This window comes from Maribacter litopenaei, from assembly GCF_025244665.1.
Taxonomy (GTDB): Bacteria; Bacteroidota; Bacteroidia; order Flavobacteriales; family Flavobacteriaceae; genus Maribacter; species Maribacter litopenaei.
Map to the genome: position 1 here is coordinate 1,423,679 of NZ_CP104205.1, position 18,354 is coordinate 1,442,032.

Sequence of the window (18,354 nt, forward strand, 5' to 3'; positions counted from 1 at the left end):
TTTCTTAGGCTAAAGATAAGGAGTTAAATTTGGGTAAATTGTAAACAAAATATAAAAGTATGGTACGATGGGGTATCGTGGGTGCTGGAAAAATTGCACACACTTTTTCAAAGGATTTGGCATTGGTTGCAGGGGGTACACTTACCGCTGTTGGTTCGAGAAGTCTTGAAAAGGCAAAGGAATTTGCTGCTGAATATGGGGCTGCCCATACCTTTGGAAGTTATGATGCCTTGTTTGAAAGTGATACCATAGACGTTGTTTATATAGCTACGCCGCATACCAATCATACCGAGCTGGCCATAAGGGCGATGCAGGCCGGTAAGCACGTACTTTGTGAAAAACCTATGGGCATAAGCAGGCCCGAGGTGGAAAGGATGGTTCGTGTAGCTAAAAAGGAAAAAGTTTTTTTAATGGAGGCCCTTTGGTCACGATTTAATCCCACCATAAATGCGGTAAAGGACTTAGTGGATTCAGGTGAAATTGGGGATGTGGGATATCTGTATTCAGATTTTGCTTTTTATGCTTTGGATCGGGACGAAAATGGAAGACTGTTAAACCCCGACTTGGCCGGCGGTTCTTTGCTGGACATCGGGATATACCCAATATTTTTATCCTATTTGATGCTGGGAATGCCTACAGATATTATGGCAAATGTACATTTTCATAAGACAGGGGTGGAGAAGCAATGTAGTATGGTTTTTGACTACCCCAATGCACATGCCATGTTGTACAGTGGGCTTACTACAAATTCTGAAATGAAGAGCGAAATTTCAGGAAGTAAGGGTTCTATTTATATCAATCCTAGGTGGCATGAGGCTACTAACTATACCTTGGTAAAAGATGGTGAAACAAAAACTGTGGAATTGCCCAAGATAGGAAAGGGATATGGTCATGAGATAGAGGAAGTGCATGCATGTTTGCAGGAAGGAAAATTGGAAAGTGACCTGTGCACCCATCAGAATAGTTTAGACTTGATTTTTTTAATGGACACCATACGCTTGAAAACAGCTATTAAATTTCCTTTTGAACAATAATAATCGCTGGGAAAATTGGAAAGGCATTTTAAAAATTACGATATTTGATGTTCGCTTAAAACCAAAGGAAAGATGGGAATGAATAAGAATACTGTTTTGGCATGGGCCACATTTATTATGATTTTAGTGGGGTTGCTTTTAATCGGTGCGGGGGCCTTTCGATATGACGAAGTGGCGGGCTGGGGCTTCGCTTCTGTCGGTATCGGGTTTTTTGCCATTGCCTGGGTTTTTAATGCATTAAAGGGTAGGGTGTAGGTGTTTTGTTTTAAGTTCTCAGTTAAAGGTAATAGGGTATATTTCAACTATTTGTTGCCAACAACCAACTACCGACAAGCTTAATCTAATTGCTAACAACTAATTTCTAGATTTTTATGTCTGACGATAAGAAGGTCATTTTTTCAATGTCCGGAGTTACCAAGACCTTTAAAACGGCAAATACGCCAGTTTTAAAGGACATTTATCTTAGTTTCTTTTATGGTGCCAAGATTGGTATTTTGGGACTTAATGGTTCCGGTAAATCTACCTTGCTCAAAATAATTGCCGGAAAGGATAAGAATTTTCAAGGGGATGTGGTCTTTTCACCGGGCTACAATGTGGGATATTTGGAACAAGAACCAGAACTGGATGAGAACAAGACCGTTTTGGAGGTGGTAAAGGAAGGCGTTGCCGAAACAGTGGCCATCTTGGATGAGTATAATAAAATCAACGATATGTTCGGTCTTCCGAAGTATATGAAGATGCGGACAAAATGCAAAAGTTGATGGACAAGCAGGCGGCACTTCAAGACAAGATAGATGCTTCCAATGCATGGGAATTGGATACCAAATTGGAAATTGCCATGGACGCACTCAGAACCCCGGAGGGGGACAAGAAAATATCGGTATTATCAGGGGGAGAAAGAAGAAGGGTAGCGCTATGTCGTTTGTTATTGCAAGAGCCTGAAATTCTCTTGTTGGATGAGCCCACCAACCATTTGGATGCTGAGTCCGTGCACTGGTTGGAACACCATTTGGCCCAATATAAAGGTACGGTCATTGCTGTTACGCATGATCGATATTTCTTGGATAATGTGGCTGGCTGGATTCGCGAATTGGATAGGGGAGAAGGTATACCATGGAAGGGGAACTATTCCTCTTGGTTAGATCAAAAATCCAAACGACTGGCCCAAGAGAGTAAAACGGCCTCCAAACGACAAAAAACCTTGGAGCGTGAGTTGGAATGGGTACGGCAAGGTGTGAAGGGTAGACAGACCAAACAAAAGGCCCGTCTTAAGAATTATGACAAGTTGATGAGCCAGGACTAGAAGCAATTGGATGAAAAGCTGGAAATCTATATTCCCAATGGATCTCGTTTGGGAACGAATGTTATTGAAGCGAAAGGTGTAAGCAAGGCGTATGGCGACAAACTCTTATATGAAGATTTAAATTTTAAGCTACCCCAGGCCGGTATCGTTGGTATTATTGGTCCTAACGGAGCAGGTAAGACCACGATTTTCAGAATGATTATGGGTGAGGAAGCCCCGGACAAAGGAGAATTTGTTGTGGGCGATACCGCAAAAATTGCCTACGTGGACCAAAGCCACTCCAATATTGACCCGGAAAAAACAATCCGGCAAAACTTCAGTGATGAGCAGGAATTAATTATGATGGGTGGAAGACAGGTAAACTCAAGAGCTTATTTAAGTAGGTTTAATTTTTCGGGAAGTGAGCAGAACAAAAAAGTAAATATGTTGTCCGGTGGGGAACGAAACCGTCTCCATTTGGCCATGACCTTAAAAGAAGAAGGAAACGTATTGTTGCTGGATGAGCCTACGAACGATTTGGATGTTAACACGTTAAGGGCCTTGGAAGAAGGTTTAGAGAATTTCGCCGGTTGTGCCGTGGTAATATCTCATGATAGATGGTTCCTTGACCGAATCTGCACCCATATTCTTGCCTTTGAAGGTAACTCAGAGGTATATTTCTTTGAAGGATCTTTCTCCGATTACGAGGAAAATAAGAAGAAACGTTTGGGTGGTGATTTGATGCCAAAGCGGATCAAGTATAAAAAGTTAATCAGATAAATACCAAGTAGGTATTATGGAAGGAACATGTAATTCACCTTCCAAAATCAGATGCATTGAAAAATGGTATAAAAAAAGGGCGGAAATTTCCGCCCTTTTTTTGGTATCAGTAGTTCTTTAAATCCTTAAAGATTGTCTTGTAAATTATTGCTTCAAAGGTTTTTGAACCGTTTCCATTACTTTAGTCCTGTATCTTGGCCTTATCGCCAACAACTATCAAGGTCATATTTTACTGGTCTGATGTATTTACGGGTCATTTCCTGAACCTTTTCAGGGGTTATGGCATGCATATTTTGCACCTTGTTGGTAAGGAAGGATTCATCCAAATCATGGGTATCTAAAAATATCAATTGGCCTATAATTCCGTTAGGGGTAGAATTTTGTAACACATAAATACCCGATTCATAATTAATGATACCATCAAGTTCTTCCTGGGTAGGCGGTTCTTCTTGCAAACGCTGAATTTCCTTTTGTATTTCGGCTAAAGACGCGCCTGTATGCTCTGTAGTTACATCGGCGGATTCATACCAAACCCCACTTTTATAATTGGTGTCCAAACTGCTATAAGGGGAATACGTATATCCTTTATCCTCACGAATATTACTGGTAATCCTTGAAGCGAAAGAACCTCCAAGAATGGAATTGGTGACGTCTAAGGCTACATAATCGTCATCCGAAGGCCCTACAGTAGGAAGCCCATAATAGATAGTAGATTGGGGGGCATCTCGGTCGATCAATGATTTTTATTTCATTGGAAGTGACCGGTTCTGCCACATTATACTGTGCTTCTGTGCCTTTTTTCCAATCGCCCAATGCACTTTCGACTGCCTCCCGTACAGCTTCCCTATTAAAATTGCCAGCGACATATACGGTGGTTCTTAACGCCCCGAAGTGACTCTCATAAAAGGATTTTATATCGGCAACCGTATAGGAATCGATCATCTCATCCGTTGGATAGACTCTGCCGTAGGGATGATTGGGATAAATAGAAGCATAAAAATCCCTATTGGCTTGTGCCTGCGGTCTTGATAATCGTACCGAAAGATCTCGTTTCATGTTATCCTTTAATCTTCCCAACTCACTTTCAGGGAATTTTGGGTTCTTAAGGACATCGGCCATAACCGAAATAGCTTGCGGGGCAAATTCATAAAGTACGGAACTACTGATGGACGAAGTGTGTAATCCAACGCCAATATTTAGGTTTCCCCCCATTCCGGCCATTTCATCCGCTATTTGCTTGTTGGTTTTGGTAGTACTGCCTTCCTCTAACAAATCCGCTAAAAGATCCGTAAGCCATACTTGGTTTTCGTTTTCATCGATATTACCTGTTTTGATACTGAATCGAATGGTAGCCTTTGGAATGGATCCGTATGGAATCATCACGAGAGTAAGTCCGTTGTCAAAGGAAACTATTTCCTTTTTTGGAAGGGTAAAGTTTTTGGGCTCGCCTCCTTTTGGGGGCATCTCTTTTTCCTGGGCCGAAACCCCTGTTAAAAAAGCTATCGCAATGATGTAAGGAATAAAATGCTTCATTAGGATTGTGTTTTATCGTTATCTGCCAATAGAGGATTTACTGTTAAGACAGTTCTATTGGATTTAATTAGGAATTCGTCAATTGTTTTTTTGACAATTTCCGGGTTAATTTCCTTAAAGGAATCTTCCAGTGTATTGATCCTTTCAGGATTGTCATCAAACAAGGCAAAGGAACAGAGTAAATCCGCCCTACCCAATCCAAAGGTCCCACCAATATCATCATACAATTGAGACCTAATTTTTACGATTGCTTGATCGATCATAGATTGGCTGATCGAATCCTTAAGACCGATCATAACTTCATCAATTGCGGTTAAGATTTCCTCTTCCGTGGTATCGTTGTCATATGTTAAATCATACATCCATAGCATAGGGCCTTGGTAATTGAACATATTGCCCAAATAGTTGATACCACCACTTACGTTGGAGGTAAAACCTTTTTCCTTCTCGAGTTTTTGTGCCAATAGACTATTGTCTCCCTGTACCAAAATTTGGTCCAAAAGGCCCATGGCAAAATATTCCTGGGAATTTCTTTCAGGCATATGGTAGGCGAGGGCTATGGCCGGCTTATTTGCTAGAGGGTCGTCTTTTACAAAGGTTTTTTCCTCTGTCTGCTTGGGTTCTGAAATATCGGGTTTGGCAGGTAATTCAGATGCTGGAATGTTTCCAAAATATTTCTCGATCCAAGCTTTGGTCTCTTCCAATTCAAAATCTCCTACCACGGAAAGCGCCGCGTTATTAGGTGCATAATAGGTTTTGAAAAAACTGGAGACATCCTCCAAATTAGCGGCATCCAAATCTTCTAGATCCCCATAGAAATTATGCGCATTATACCAATTTGTATTGGCATACTGCGGCATATCCAACCATGGGAACCCACCATAGGGTTGATTGAGTACATTAACTTTCACTTCGTTCTTTACCACGCCTTGTTGGTTGGTCAGGTTATCTTGGGTAATATCCAGTCCTCGCATACGATCTGCCTCGGCCCAAAGCATGGTTTCCAGTTTGTGCGAAGGCACAATTTCAAAATAATTGGTAAAGTCGAATCTTGTGGAACCATTGAGTACACCTCCATTTTCTTGAACTAGCTTAATAAATTCCATTTTGCCCATATTCTTAGAACCTTGAAACATCATATGTTCAAAAAGGTGGGCAAAACCTGTCCTTTCCTGAGGTTCTATCCGAAATCCAATGTTGTAATATACAGCAACAATGGCGGTTGGCGAGGTATTATCCTGCGATAGGATTACCTTAAGTCCGTTATCCAAGGTGTAATATTCCACAGGCACCTTGAACTGAGCGATTTCCTGTTCCTCCGTATCGGTCTTTTCACATTGATTATTACAAGCAAGGATGAACAGAAATAATAGGGGAAGGAAAAACAATCCAGCTTTAAATTTCATGTAGTTTTATTTAGGTTATAAAAAGGTTTTCATACAGTAAGACTACTAGTAATGAAAGATGTTACATTTTTTTAATATTCTTCGGTAGGGTACCAGTCCAATTGTACCACCTCAATGTTCTTGTCACCTTCATTGACCAGTTGTTTGAACTTAGCAACATCGCTAACATCTGGTCGTCCTCTATAGTGATAGGGATATACTTGGACAGGTTTAAAATCCAATACTGCAGAAGCTGCACTTTCTTCAGTCATTGTGTACGGCAGGTTCATACAAACAAATGCTTTGTCTATGTCTTGTAGATTTCGCATCTCCGTAATGTCCTCGGTATCACCTGAGAAGTATATTCTTTCATTACCTAAGGTAAGCACATAGCCGTTGCCTCTTCCCTTTACATGAAAATCTTTGGCCTCCTCTCTCAAATTATACATGGGTATTGCCTCTATTCCCACACCATTCATCTCAGTATTTTCACCATTATTTAAAATCTTAAGTTGGGAGTTGAATTCCTCGGGCATTTGGTCCGCAACCGCTTTAGGAACTACAATGGAAATAGAGCTCGTGTTGATCTCCTGTAATGTTTCTACATTGAGATGGTCCCCATGAATATCTGTGATGAGAATTAGGTCTGGATCATTTTGACCTTCAAAGGCCTTGGCTCCTCCTGTAGGATCTACATAAATGGTTACATCGTTCCATTCCAATACGGTAGTGGCATGCTCAATAGGAATCACTTCTACGGAATTTGAATCCATCTGACCTTCCTTAGTATTCATTTCAGCAGATTCCATTTGCACTGCTTCATTTTCAGTATTCTTTTTTTCTACATTTTTACATGAAAAAAAAATGGTAGTTGTAAATAACAGTAATAGTAAATTTCTCTTTTTCATAATTTGATTTAGATTAAACAATTAATTCCATTTTTATGTCAGATCTGGTATATGGGGAATTACCTTCCAATAGTATTTCCTTGAAGCCGTGTTTTCTATATATGTGCAAGGCCGGATTTAATTTAGTACTTGAATACAATATAATTTTTTTCCATTGGTTGCCTTTTGCTAATTCTATGGCATGGGTAAGCATTCTTTGTCCTATTTGTAAGCCTTGATGGTTTTCATCAACGGCCATCTTGCCCAACTCAAAAATTCCTTCTTCAAGTTTTAGCAAAGCATAGCAACTTACGGGCTTTTGATTCCATAGTCCTATAAAAATAAAGCCACCCTTTTCCAGGATATGTGTATCAGATTCATTGAGTAGCTCGTGATCTTTTTCCTCTACATAGAAAAAATGTTGTAGCCACGCTAGGTTTAAATCCCTGAAAATATTCTTGTACTGGCCTTCATAAGCCACGATTTTTAGCATGGTAAATAGGATTGACCCGAACCTAAAATTATTAAAAGAAGTTAGGCTTTTAAAAATGATTTAAAATAATTTAACATTAAAAAATCTAAAATCAGCTTACGTACGTATATAGATTGATACAAACAAACACTTTAGTTGAAAATCAACAAGATTAATTAAATATCACATTATGACTGAAACAAAAAATAACAATGGTTTGAAGGTCCTAGCCGCATTACTAGGTGTAGTGCTTTTGGGTACTATTATTTACACTGTTAGTCTTTATCAGGATAAGAAAAAGACAGAAACCGTTCTTACAAAAGAAAAAGAATTGGTTGTTGAGGATTTGAATAGCTTGAAATCAGAATATGATAAGGCTATTTTGGAAAGTAATGCTACTAACGAAGAATTGGTTACGGCTAGGGACAACATTGCAAAATACATTGATTCCGTAAAAACAATGAAGGCTGATATCTCTGCTTTGTCAAGATACAGAAGACAAGTAGGAGTTCTTAAGGCTGAAAGAGAGCAGTTGTTAAAACAAGTGGATTCCTTGACCCGTTCTAACACAATGATTGCCATGCAACGTGACAGTACTTATGTTGAGTTGGAAAAACAAACTGTCTTCAACGATTCACTAGTGGTACAAAATACTCAATTGGCTGATGCGGTTGCCAAAGGTTCTGCCTTAAACCTATCAAAGTTCAATGTAGACGCCGTTAAGGAGCGTAACAGTGGAAAATTGGTTTCTACTCAAAGAGCAAGAGCTACGGATAAATTTAAAATTTGTTTTACCGTTGCTGATAACGTAATCGCTCAGGCTGGTGACAGAGAGTTTTATTTAGAGGTGTTAGATCCCCAAGGAAATGTAATGGGCGAGAGTTTCTCTAAAACAAACGATGAAGGTGCTTCTATTACTTATAGCAAGGCAACTGAATTCTACTATGAAAACAAAGCTTTGGATGTTTGTGATTATATCAATAAACCTGCAAGTGATTTCCAAGATGGTAATTACATGGTAAATGTATATGATGATAAGCTTAAATTATTAGGAACTTCCAAGTTCACTTTGAAATAAGAACACTATCCATTAAATACAAAAGGGCGGTCTATGTTGAATCGCCCTTTTTTATTTTCTAGAAACTCTTTTTATTTAAGACTTCCTACCATATCCTCAGGTTTTACCCATTGATCATATTCCTCGGCCGTTACATAACCTAAATTGACGGCTTCTTCCTTTAAAGTAGTTCCATTTTTGTGTGCCGTATTGGCTATCTCCGCGGCTTTGTAATATCCTATTTTAGTATTTAAGGCGGTAACCAACATTAAGGAATTGTTCAAGAGTTGTTTAATTACACTGTGATTAGGTTCAATTCCAGCGGCACAGTGCTCCTCGAAACTTACACAAGCATCTCCCAATAATTGGGCAGATTGCAGGATGTTGGCCGCCATTAAGGGCTTAAAAACGTTTAACTCGTAATGCCCTTGGGTTCCTCCAACCGTTATGGCTACATCATTCCCCATCACCTGTGCACAGACCATGGTCATAGCCTCACATTGTGTTGGGTTTACTTTACCTGGCATAATGGAGCTTCCTGGCTCGTTTGCGGGAATAATAATTTCCCCGATACCGGATCGGGGCCCGGAGGCCATCATTCGGATATCATTTGCAATCTTGTTCAATGAAACGGCTAATTGTTTTAATGCCCCATGACTTTCAACAATTGCGTCGTGGGCTGCAAGGGCCTCAAATTTGTTTTCAGCCGTTTTAAATGGTAATCCTGTAAAATCGGCAATATATTTTGCAACAAGTATATCATACCCTTCAGGAGTGTTCAATCCGATCCCAACGGCAGTTCCGCCCAAGGCTAACTCGCCCAAATGTTCCAAAGTGTTTTGTAGCGCCTTTAAACCATGATCCAATTGGGAAACATATCCCGAAAATTCCTGACCTAGGGTTAGGGGGTGGCATCCATCAAATGGGTCCGACCTATTTTTACCACATCCTTAAAATCTTTGGCTTTTTTGTCCAAAGTATCCCTTAATTGCTTAACACCAGGAATAGTGGTTTCTACTATTTTTTTATAAGCAGCAATATGCATTCCTGTGGGAAAGGTATCGTTCGATGATTGGGATTTGTTCACATCATCGTTGGGCTGAATGGTCTTTTCTCCTTCTCCAATTACCTTTCCAGCAATTTCATGTGCCCTGTTTGCAATTACCTCGTTCACATTCATATTACTTTGAGTTCCGGAACCTGTTTGCCAAATAACCAATGGGAATTGATCGTCGTGCTTTCCATCTAATATTTCATCGCAGACCTGGGCGATTAGATCTCTTTTAGCCTCTGACAAAACGCCGAGCTCACAATTGGCATATGCGGCCGACTTTTTTAAAAAGGCAAATCCGTACACAATATCCAGTGGCATGGAGGCAGACGGACCAATCTTGAAATTGTTTCGTGATCGCTCGGTTTGTGCTCCCCAATACTTTTCCTTGGGCACTTTAACCTCGCCCATGGTGTCTTTCTCTATTCTATAACTCATGATTTTAAATGTTTTGGAAAACAAATTTAGGGGTTTGCCCAGTTTTTTAGACTTGAAAGCGAATTAAATATTTTTTAATTTTGATTTGCAAAATGTATGTTTTTCAAAGTATCTTTGAAGCGTAAAAATTAATATTATGTTCGAGTTTGACCAATATTTAGGATTTTTAGCTTTTTTGACCATACTTACCATTGGTTTTTGGTTGATGATATTCCTTTTGACTTTTGTAGTTCCATATTGGTTATTCGGAAACATTAGGGAGCTTTTAAAGGAAAGACGCGAAAAGAAAAGGGCTGCTAGACAAGCTTAAAAAAATATATATCAATAAAAAAGGGAAGCATTTTGCTTCCCTTTTTTATTTTCTTAATCACCCGATGACTAGAATGCCTCTCCTTCACCATCATCATCATCTCTTCCTGGACGTCCTCTTTTCTTTTGTTCGTTAATACGGTACATAAAAGAAGCCGTAATTTGGCGTACCCGCCACTGGAACTCATTGTCTGAGGTAAAGAATGGCGTATCTGTATAGGATTGCCTTTTAAAAGTATTGAACAAATCCCTTACGTTGAGGGAAACGGTTCCATTTCCTTTTAGTATATCCTTACTGAATGCTAAATTAAGGCCATAAATGGATTTGTTTTCGGTCTGTGCATTGGCACTTGGCCCTCTATAAAAGAAATTGGTCTGCCAATCTATTTTTGCCGGTAGAGTGATTTTGGAATTGAACCTAGCAAACCAACTTGTATTTGTAGTACCAAGTTCCCTTCCGTTAAAACTACCATCTGACTTAAATTGAAAAATATTGAAACTACCGGTGAACCTCATTTTTCTGTTCGGGTTGTACATAACACTTCCTTCCGCACCAGTACGTATGTTTGTCGCCAAGTTGAACGGTATAGATCTAATAATTTCAATACCATCAGTTGTAAAAAGTCCTGTGTTTTCTTGAACTCTTTCAAAAGAGTTGGTTTCATGTTGATAATAGATTGAGGAGGTAAGGGTAAGCTTATCCCATCTTTTTAAATATCCCAAGTCGAATGTATTGGAATAAGCAGGGTCCAAATCTGGATTTCCTTGGAAGACATTGGTTCTACTTGTAAGGGAAGGAAATGGATTTATAAACCAGCCTCTAGGCCTATTAATACGTCTGTTATACCCTAAGGTGATATTTTCCCGTTCTGCTATTTCAAAGGTCAAATTAGCGGTGGGGAACAATCCAAGATAATTTTTTTTGAAGTTAAGGTCAACCTCTCCGGAAAACTCCTGTAAGAAGTCACTTTGCGTGTTTAGAATACCGGTTAACCTCGTATTTTCCAATCGAAGACCGGCCAAGAAGGAGAGTTTTTTGCCCAATTTATTTCCGTATTGGGTATAAAAGGCATTAACGTCTTCATAGTAGGTAAAATCGTTAGATAAATCCGTGTTTGGAATGAAACCGCCTACCGTTTCATTGAAGTCTTCTAAATCATAGGTTGTAATTTCATCTTCAAATGTACCTCTATACCCAGCCTCGAATTGTGAGTCTTCTCCAATAGGCAATACATAATCCATCTGAAGCAGTATATCTTGTTGTTTCTCCGTTTCAAAAAGATTTTGTCGGGAAATTAAATCTGTAGTAGGTGAGGTAACACTTTCGTCCAAAGTAGTAAGCACGTCCTCAAATCCTTCGGAGTATTGAAATGCGGCTGTTAATTCCTCCCCTTCATTATCAAATTTATTGAGGTAGTTTAATGAAAATTGCCAGTTCGTATCATCTTCATTCTCAATTTCTTGTCTAAAAGTTTCATCATCTAAGGCAGACTTGTAGCGCTCGGAAAATATATTTGTAATATCAGTTCCGTCTGAAACTCTTCTAAAGTAGGTTGCTGTTACGGATGAAGTTTCAGAAAAGAAATATTCCGATCCTATGTTAATATTGTAACCTTCATTTTGCCTATCAATGTCGCGATCTTCAATAATCCTTGAAAATTCCGGGTCTACTATGGAATCGTTTCCATTTTGGTCAGTTAGGGTTCTAGGAAAATAGCTATTGTCAAAAAAACCATTTCCTGGTCCAGTTCTTTTTCTATACCCAATGGTAGTAAAGAAATTGAATTTATCCGTTCTTAGGTTCGCATTTACGGTTGCACCGGCATTGGTCGGATGACCGGCATACAGATTTACAGAACCATTAAACCCTAAAGTTTTTTCACGTTTTAAAATGATATTTAAAATACCTGCAGTTCCCTCAGCATCATATCTCGGCAGAAGGACTTGTAATGACCTCTACTTTTTCAATGGCATCTGCTGGTAATTGTTGTAAGGCCTCGGTAGAGCCGAATCCTGCCAATGCGGAGGGCCTTCCATTTATTAAGATTCTAACATTTTCATTTCCTCTAAGGCTAATGGCACCATCAACATCAACATTTACTGAAGGTACATTGTTTAGGGCATCACTCACGGTGGCACCACTTATGGTAAGGTCCTTACCAATATTGTAGATTTTTTTGTCCAATCTAACCTCTACGGTGGTGCGTTCGCCCACAACATCTACTTCATTTAACTGAGCAACATCCAGAGCAAGTTTTATGGTTCCCAAATCTGTGGACTGCGAAAAGTTTTGATTTGGAAGTTGTATGGTCTTATACGATATATATTCAACCCTAGCATTGTACCGGCCAGGAGAGACCTCTACGGAAAATTTACCATCTAAATCAGTAATACCACCAGTAACTCGATCTGGGTTGTCTACACTTTGAAGAACTAATGTAGCATATTCTAGGGGCAGGTTGTTTTCTTGATCTAGTACAGTACCTGTAACTGTCACAGTACCTGAGCCGTTCCCTGGGCCTCCTTCTGGTCTTTGACTTAAAATAGGTTGTAAAGTAAATAGTAGTAGGAGTAGAGGGAAAAGTTTTCTCATAGGTTTAGTTTTAGTTCTTCTTCTTTTTTTGTTTCTTTTTTTGCTTTTTATTTTTCTTTATGGTTTTGTCAACTCCATTTTTTTGAAGTTCAACAAATGCCTCATATTTTTCCAAAGGAAGGCTAGCCTTTAATTCCTCATCTTGTCTAAGCGTGATATTTTCATAAACCTCACGCATTTTTTCAGGTTCAAGCTTGAGAATTCTTGCTTCTATCCTTTCTTGTACGTACTTTTTCAGTATTGAGCTCAAAATGGCCGTTTCAAAATCATTGAGCTGTAATGCCTCTTTAATACCGGGCATTTCGCCATCAACTAATTCTTCCGCCGTTTTGGGCTCTTCTTCCTTAGGAGTCGCTTGAGCTTGAGGTATGGCAGCTCTTTGACTTCCATATCCATAACCCCTTCCGTATCCGTAACCACCATTTCCATAGCCATATTGACTATAAACTTCAGCTCCTAAAAAAAGGAAAAAGCACATTACCAATACATTGAAAAATCTAAATTTCATAGTACTTTTCATAACGTTAGATTGTAAAATTAGACTTTGGTTTAAGCCGCTTTGGTTAATTATTTGTTAATAGTTTCAGTGATTTATTATAATCTTAAGAAATTATTTTTTCAATGATTTCTCGGAGGTCTACCAATAACGGCTTTATTATTTTTTATAACTATAGGTCTTTCAATAAGTTTTGGGTTTTCAATCATGGCATCGAGTATTTCTTCATCTGTCATAAGACGATTTCTATACTTTTCCTTCCATACCGACTCATTTTTCCTAACTAAATTTTCGGCCGATATACCCAGGCATTCAAGAATGTGTCGCAACTCATCTTTTGTGGGTATATCTTCCAAATATCTTCGTACTTCAAATTTCTTGCCGAAGTCTCCAGGATTTGAAGTCCCTCCCTTGATTTTCTGCACCTTGGATTATGATAAATTTTAATCATTTTTAGAAAGTATTATATTTTACTCTTCATCTTTTTGACCCATCATCATTAGATATGCCTTTAAGAAAGCGTCTATTTCCCCATCCATTACCGCATCCACATTACCGGTTTCTTCGGATGTCCTAACGTCCTTCACCAATTTATATGGGTGCATTACATAATTTCTGATTTGTGACCCCCATTCAATTTTCATTTTGGAGGACTCTATTTCCTGCCTTGCTTCCATTTTTTTACGGAGCTCAATCTCATAAAGCTGGGACTTTAACATTTTCATGGCGGTGGCCCTATTGTCATGCTGACTTCTAGAATCTGAACAAGAAATCTGTATTCCTGTAGGATGATGAACCAACTGTACCTTGGTTTCCACCTTGTTGACATTTTGCCCTCCTGCGCCACTCGACCTTGCAGTAGTAATGGTAATGTCCGCAGGATTGACTTCAATTTCAATACTGTCGTCCACTAAAGGATACACATATACGGAAACAAAGGAGGTATGTCTTTTAGCATTACTGTCAAAAGGGGAAATCCGTACCAATCTGTGCACACCATTTTCACCTTTAAGCCAACCAAACGCATATTCACCATCAATTTCAAGGGTAACCGTTTTTATACCGGCAACATCTCCTTCCTGAAAATTCAGCTCTTTTACTTTGTAACCGTTTTTTTCCGCCCACATCATGTACATTCTCATCAACATGGAAGCCCAGTCACAGCTCTCCGTACCACCGGCACCCGCGGTAATCTGAAGAACGGCCGGAAGTTCATCCCCTTCTTCGGATAGCATATTCTTGAATTCCATCTTTTCCAAGGAATTCAGGGCTTTTTCATATTGACTTTCTACTTCTTCTTCAGAAACTTCACCTTCCTGTAGAAATTCGATAAGTACTTCAAGGTCATTTACTTGGGTTTTGGCGGCATTAAAATCATCAACCCATTGTTTTTTGGATTGTATATATTTCATATGTGCCTGAGCTTCTTGTGGGTTGTCCCGTAAATCAGGTGCCAAGGTTTTTTCCTGCTCGTTCTCTATTTCAATAAGTTTGGCATCGATGTCAAAGATACCTCCTTAACGCACCAAGGCGATCAATAAGACCTTTATAATGGTCTGTGGTTACTATCATCTGAGATTTTTTTTGGTAAAAATACTATTCTTTTTTACCAATTTTTAATTAGTGGGTTGGCATTATTGCTGAATTTGTTGCTGCTGATTTTTTACAACGACAGAATGGGATGTTTTGTGGTTGCCATGGGAATAGACGATACCTTTTAGGGGAGAACAATCATTATAATCTTTTCCATGGCATACCTTAATATGATTGATGTTTGCTAATATATTATTGGTAGGGTCAAAGCCTAGCCATCCGAACCTGGAACAAATGCTTCTACCCATGCGTGCATTTGTGAATTTCCCAAATACCCACTTTCATGGTTAAGGTAACCAGCCACATATCTACAAGGTACCTGGTTATGACGGCAAACGGCGCAAAATAAATGGGCGAAGTCTTGACAGACACCGGAGCGTTGGTTTAGGATGGTTTCCAAGGTGGAAGCGATGTTTGTTACCCCCGCAATATATTTTAAATGCGAATGGCTCCAATGGTTTAAACCTAAAAGGTTTTCAAAGATACCCGTATTGCTTTCAAATTTGAATATTCCTTTATTTTGTTTAGGTAACGCGGTCAATGATGTTTCCCTTAGATATCGCTCAAAATCAATTTTGAAGTTTAGAGAATTAATTTCGTTTAATGAAGTTTCAATTTTGGCAAAATTATTTTCATTAGGGGTGCTCTCATTTGATTTAAGTACTTTAAAGGTGGCTTCAAAAGATATCTGTTTGAATTTTTTCTTTGGATGTACTTTAATGGTATCAAATCCAAATCCATTTATGGAATATTGATTGATACAATGTATGGAGTTCGCAAAATCAAACTCTAACAGTTTTTGGGTTTCGTTTTCGACAGGAATTATCAAAAATTGCCAATAAGCGTCATGAACCCAATTATCATAAACATTATCAGATTTGTAAGTAACCGTATATTCTTTCCACATCTCGGATGCTAAAATAGAACATTTGGCAACATTAATAATTAAAAAACTCCTCGTCTACTTTGTTGCTGATTTCGTCTAAGCTACGAAGGATGTTCTCAATGAAGGATTTTATGTCCTGCTCAATTTCTTCTATATATTTAAATTCATATTCCGCCCTAACCCTACCAATTAGAAATGCCGTCGATTCCTTATTATAACGCCGCTCCGGATTAAGGATTTTTACATGTTTGTAAAACTGGTTCAAGGAATTCATTACCGATCTTGGGCAGTTGGGGTTGAGGATCAAAAATTCCAAGGTTGAAATACTTGTGGGCGTTTTTTTATAGTACCTCCGCATCATATCGTAAGATTCGGCACATTTTAAAAGCGTAGTCCACTCAAAACTTTTTGTAAAAGCATCATCATAACTTCCTTGGGCCAAAAGGGCATCATTGTATTTTGAGTTTATCATTCGCGTAATCTGTGTAGACCTTTCAATATTTACGCCCATCATAATTATGGCATATACAGAATCGTGTAATAGAGTACCTCTTATTTTTCCTCTAAGAATGGCACTCATTTCCGTGACGTTAGTGGTGAAATCATGGAGTCCACTCTTAACGAAGACCTCCTTCGGATAATTTAGGACAAAATGGTAAAACTTATTGATGGACTCATACAATTCCGTAGAAATTAAATCCCGGGCACTATTTGCATTTTCCCTAGCATATCTTACGTTATTCAGTATAGAGGATGCAAAATCGGTATCGACTCCTATCCTGAACAGAACGTCTTCCTCGATTAAGGTTTTATTGGAATCCTTTACAGGTTCTCCTACCATGAATAACATGAATCTAAGCACAAATTGCCGATCCTGAGAAATTTGATTAGGTGCATCTAAAGATGAAAAATAATTGACGTTCATATAACGTGCAATGTGTTCGGAACGCTCTATATATCGCCCCATCCAAAAAAGATTGTTGGCTACTCTTGCTAGCATGTATTATTTATTTTTTAAGACCCAAGTGTCTTTAGAACCGCCCCCTTGGGAGGAGTTCACGATTAAATTTCCTTTTTTAAGGGCCACTCTTGTTAAACCACCTTTCAATACAAATTCCTTGTCCCTTCCCAATATGGTAAAGGTTCTTAGATCCACATGGCGCTGTTCAAAGGATTCCGTATCGTCTATGTAAGTAGGATGTACGGACAAAGACATTATGGGTTGTGCTACATATTTCCTGGGATTCTCCTTCACTTGTTTTTTCACTTCCTCTATTTCTTCCTTCGTTAGACGATTCCCAATGGAAATGCCATATCCTCCAGCTTCATCCACTGGTTTTACAACCAATTCCGGTATGTTTTCCAAGACGTATTTTAATTCATCTGGTCTACTGCAATGGTACGTATGTACATTGTTCAAAATTGGGTCTTCATTCAAGTAGTATTTGATAATATCCGGCATGTAGGTATATACGGCCTTATCATCTGCAACGCCGGTACCAGGAGCATTGGCGAGGGTTACATTTCCTTTTTTATAGGCAGCAAATAATCCGGGAACACCAAGGGCTGAATCGGGTCTAAATTCCAAAGGGTCTAAGAAAGCATCGTCTATTCTTCGATAGATTACATCGACCTTCACGGGACCTTTTATGGTCTTCATATACACAAAATCGTTCTCAACAAACAAGTCCCTGCCCTCAACCAATTCAACACCCATGGTCTTGGCCAAATAGGAATGTTCATAGAAAGCGGAATTATACATGCCTGGTGTAATCACCACGCAATTTGGAATGTCCACCCCTTTGGGCTTAACGGATTCCAATTGTTCTAACAGGTTTTCCGCGTAATCCGTAACTGTATGGGTTTGATAATGATTAAAGACCCCAAAAAGAGCCCTTTTTAAGGCAGTTCTGTTACAAATGACGTAACTCACACCGGATGGGCATCTGATGTTGTCCTCCAATACATAATATTGTCCATCCTTGTGTTTAATTATATCCGTACCCGATATGTGATTATAAATTCCACCGGGGGGATTAACGCCGTTCATCTGATCCAAATAGTTGGCAGAGGAAGTAATAAGTTCCAATGGTACTACCTTATCCTTCAATATTTTTTTATCGTGATAGATATCCCATAGGAAAAGGTTTAAGGCCTTGGCCCTTTGTATGGATCCCCTCTCAATTATGTCCCACTCTTCTTGGTCAATAATTCGAGGAAATAGGTCAAAAGGAAAAATCTTTTCCTGAACATTATCTTCCCCGTAGACCTGAAAAGTTATGCCTTGATTGAAAAAGGATGCTTTTGCCTTAGAGTTAAGATTGATGTAATCCTGAATGGAATGCTCTCCATATATATCGAAAAGCTTTTGATATATATCTTTTATATTTCCATTGCTATCATAGATTTCATCATATAAATCAGGGTTTCTCTGGTAGGAGGAGAAAATTTGACTCTCAATATTCGACATATAAAATGTTTTTCTAAAAGATAAAAATTTTTACAGAGAATACAGGTGTTATTATCATATTAATGTGCCCTGATAATTGGCTTTTCAA

16 protein-coding genes and 3 pseudogenes are annotated in these 18,354 nt (G+C 38.8%); 5 read left to right on the forward strand and 14 right to left on the reverse strand.

Annotated elements, in window-relative coordinates:
- The first annotated feature begins 59 nt into the window (after window positions 1-59).
- The 3 genes and pseudogenes from NYZ99_RS07615 to ettA all read left to right on the forward strand — a co-directional run bounded on the left by NYZ99_RS07615 (window position 60) and on the right by ettA (window position 3,096).
- Entirely contained in the window at window positions 60-1,034 is a 975-nt protein-coding gene (locus NYZ99_RS07615; protein WP_260574714.1) for a Gfo/Idh/MocA family protein, read from the forward strand.
- Between the two features lie 72 nt (window positions 1,035-1,106).
- On the forward strand, window positions 1,107-1,289 hold the full coding sequence (locus NYZ99_RS07620) for a CAL67264 family membrane protein (protein WP_260574716.1): 183 nt from the start codon (window positions 1,107-1,109) through the stop codon (window positions 1,287-1,289).
- A 116-nt stretch (window positions 1,290-1,405) separates the two neighbouring features.
- Window positions 1,406-3,096: pseudogene (gene ettA / locus NYZ99_RS07625) on the forward strand (energy-dependent translational throttle protein EttA).
- Window positions 3,097-3,296: 200 nt separating this feature from the next.
- Here the strand turns inward: ettA and NYZ99_RS07630 are convergent.
- The 5 genes from NYZ99_RS07630 to NYZ99_RS07650 all read right to left on the reverse strand — a co-directional run bounded on the left by NYZ99_RS07630 (window position 3,297) and on the right by NYZ99_RS07650 (window position 7,394).
- Window positions 3,297-3,833, reverse strand: a complete 537-nt coding sequence (locus NYZ99_RS07630; protein ID WP_260574717.1) for a M16 family metallopeptidase — start codon at window positions 3,831-3,833, stop codon at window positions 3,297-3,299.
- A complete protein-coding gene (locus NYZ99_RS07635) occupies window positions 3,766-4,629 on the reverse strand; it encodes a M16 family metallopeptidase (RefSeq protein ID WP_260574718.1) in 864 nt (287 codons plus the stop codon). The genes NYZ99_RS07630 and NYZ99_RS07635 overlap by 68 nt, the downstream gene beginning before the upstream one ends.
- Window positions 4,629-6,035: a M16 family metallopeptidase gene (locus NYZ99_RS07640; protein WP_260574720.1), complete on the reverse strand. Its 1,407-nt coding sequence runs from the start codon at window positions 6,033-6,035 to the stop codon at window positions 4,629-4,631. Before NYZ99_RS07640 ends, NYZ99_RS07635 begins: the two co-directional genes overlap by 1 nt.
- A 71-nt stretch (window positions 6,036-6,106) precedes the next feature.
- Window positions 6,107-6,922 carry an MBL fold metallo-hydrolase gene (locus NYZ99_RS07645; protein WP_260574721.1) on the reverse strand — a complete coding sequence of 272 codons (816 nt, stop codon included), beginning with the start codon at window positions 6,920-6,922 and terminating at the stop codon, window positions 6,107-6,109.
- A 13-nt stretch (window positions 6,923-6,935) separates the two neighbouring features.
- Window positions 6,936-7,394 (reverse strand): GNAT family N-acetyltransferase, encoded by a 459-nt coding sequence (locus NYZ99_RS07650; protein ID WP_260574723.1) that lies wholly within the window; start codon window positions 7,392-7,394, stop codon window positions 6,936-6,938.
- A gap of 169 nt (window positions 7,395-7,563) precedes the next feature.
- Here NYZ99_RS07650 and NYZ99_RS07655 point away from each other — a divergent pair, with 169 nt between their 5' ends.
- Entirely contained in the window at window positions 7,564-8,451 is an 888-nt protein-coding gene (locus NYZ99_RS07655) for a hypothetical protein (protein WP_260574725.1), read from the forward strand.
- Between the two features lie 71 nt (window positions 8,452-8,522).
- On the opposite strand, the pseudogene fumC reads toward NYZ99_RS07655, so the two are convergent.
- Window positions 8,523-9,919: pseudogene (gene fumC / locus NYZ99_RS07660) on the reverse strand (class II fumarate hydratase).
- Between the two features lie 136 nt (window positions 9,920-10,055).
- Between fumC and NYZ99_RS07665 the strand changes: the two are divergent.
- On the forward strand, window positions 10,056-10,229 hold the full coding sequence (locus NYZ99_RS07665; protein ID WP_094995428.1) for a hypothetical protein: 174 nt from the start codon (window positions 10,056-10,058) through the stop codon (window positions 10,227-10,229).
- 68 nt (window positions 10,230-10,297) lie between these two features.
- Here NYZ99_RS07665 and NYZ99_RS07670 read toward each other — a convergent pair whose 3' ends face one another.
- The 8 genes and pseudogenes from NYZ99_RS07670 to NYZ99_RS07700 all read right to left on the reverse strand — a co-directional run bounded on the left by NYZ99_RS07670 (window position 10,298) and on the right by NYZ99_RS07700 (window position 18,266).
- A complete protein-coding gene (locus tag NYZ99_RS07670; protein WP_338039445.1) occupies window positions 10,298-12,166 on the reverse strand; it encodes an outer membrane beta-barrel family protein in 1,869 nt (622 codons plus the stop codon).
- On the reverse strand, window positions 12,153-12,821 hold the full coding sequence (locus NYZ99_RS21585; RefSeq protein WP_338039382.1) for a carboxypeptidase regulatory-like domain-containing protein: 669 nt from the start codon (window positions 12,819-12,821) through the stop codon (window positions 12,153-12,155). The genes NYZ99_RS07670 and NYZ99_RS21585 overlap by 14 nt, the downstream gene beginning before the upstream one ends.
- A gap of 10 nt (window positions 12,822-12,831) precedes the next feature.
- Window positions 12,832-13,329 carry a hypothetical protein gene (locus tag NYZ99_RS07675; RefSeq protein WP_260574728.1) on the reverse strand — a complete coding sequence of 166 codons (498 nt, stop codon included), beginning with the start codon at window positions 13,327-13,329 and terminating at the stop codon, window positions 12,832-12,834.
- Window positions 13,330-13,439: 110 nt separating this feature from the next.
- Window positions 13,440-13,768, reverse strand: a pseudogene (gene arsC / locus NYZ99_RS07680) (arsenate reductase (glutaredoxin)).
- A gap of 19 nt (window positions 13,769-13,787) precedes the next feature.
- A protein-coding gene (gene prfB / locus NYZ99_RS07685) for a peptide chain release factor 2 (protein WP_260575211.1) occupies window positions 13,788-14,886 on the reverse strand; the annotation gives its coding sequence in 2 pieces (ribosomal slippage) (window positions 13,788-14,822 and window positions 14,824-14,886; 1,098 coding nt in all).
- A 235-nt stretch (window positions 14,887-15,121) separates the two neighbouring features.
- Entirely contained in the window at window positions 15,122-15,817 is a 696-nt protein-coding gene (locus NYZ99_RS07690) for a transglutaminase-like domain-containing protein (protein WP_260574729.1), read from the reverse strand.
- A gap of 31 nt (window positions 15,818-15,848) precedes the next feature.
- A complete protein-coding gene (locus NYZ99_RS07695; protein WP_260574730.1) occupies window positions 15,849-16,796 on the reverse strand; it encodes an alpha-E domain-containing protein in 948 nt (315 codons plus the stop codon).
- Between the two features lie 3 nt (window positions 16,797-16,799).
- The gene (locus NYZ99_RS07700; RefSeq protein ID WP_260574731.1) at window positions 16,800-18,266 is read right to left on the reverse strand and encodes a circularly permuted type 2 ATP-grasp protein; all 1,467 of its coding nucleotides are present in this window, start codon (window positions 18,264-18,266) and stop codon (window positions 16,800-16,802) included.
- Window positions 18,267-18,354 lie beyond the last annotated feature (88 nt).

Bases quoted from the DNA above. Each gene is read 5' to 3' on its own strand.
- NYZ99_RS21585 (WP_338039382.1), bottom strand. From the start codon at position 12,821: ATGAGAAAACTTTTCCCTCTACTCCTACTACTATTTACTTTACAACCT.
- NYZ99_RS07640 (WP_260574720.1), bottom strand. From the start codon at position 6,035: ATGAAATTTAAAGCTGGATTGTTTTTCCTTCCCCTATTATTTCTGTTC.
- NYZ99_RS07675 (WP_260574728.1), bottom strand. From the start codon at position 13,329: ATGAAATTTAGATTTTTCAATGTATTGGTAATGTGCTTTTTCCTTTTT.
- NYZ99_RS07650 (WP_260574723.1), bottom strand. From the start codon at position 7,394: ATGCTAAAAATCGTGGCTTATGAAGGCCAGTACAAGAATATTTTCAGG.
- NYZ99_RS07665 (WP_094995428.1), top strand. From the start codon at position 10,056: ATGTTCGAGTTTGACCAATATTTAGGATTTTTAGCTTTTTTGACCATA.
- NYZ99_RS07615 (WP_260574714.1), top strand. From the start codon at position 60: ATGGTACGATGGGGTATCGTGGGTGCTGGAAAAATTGCACACACTTTT.
- NYZ99_RS07635 (WP_260574718.1), bottom strand. From the start codon at position 4,629: ATGAAGCATTTTATTCCTTACATCATTGCGATAGCTTTTTTAACAGGG.
- NYZ99_RS07690 (WP_260574729.1), bottom strand. From the start codon at position 15,817: ATGTGGAAAGAATATACGGTTACTTACAAATCTGATAATGTTTATGAT.
- NYZ99_RS07645 (WP_260574721.1), bottom strand. From the start codon at position 6,922: ATGAAAAAGAGAAATTTACTATTACTGTTATTTACAACTACCATTTTT.
- NYZ99_RS07700 (WP_260574731.1), bottom strand. From the start codon at position 18,266: ATGTCGAATATTGAGAGTCAAATTTTCTCCTCCTACCAGAGAAACCCT.
- NYZ99_RS07620 (WP_260574716.1), top strand. From the start codon at position 1,107: ATGGGAATGAATAAGAATACTGTTTTGGCATGGGCCACATTTATTATG.
- NYZ99_RS07655 (WP_260574725.1), top strand. From the start codon at position 7,564: ATGACTGAAACAAAAAATAACAATGGTTTGAAGGTCCTAGCCGCATTA.
- NYZ99_RS07695 (WP_260574730.1), bottom strand. From the start codon at position 16,796: ATGCTAGCAAGAGTAGCCAACAATCTTTTTTGGATGGGGCGATATATA.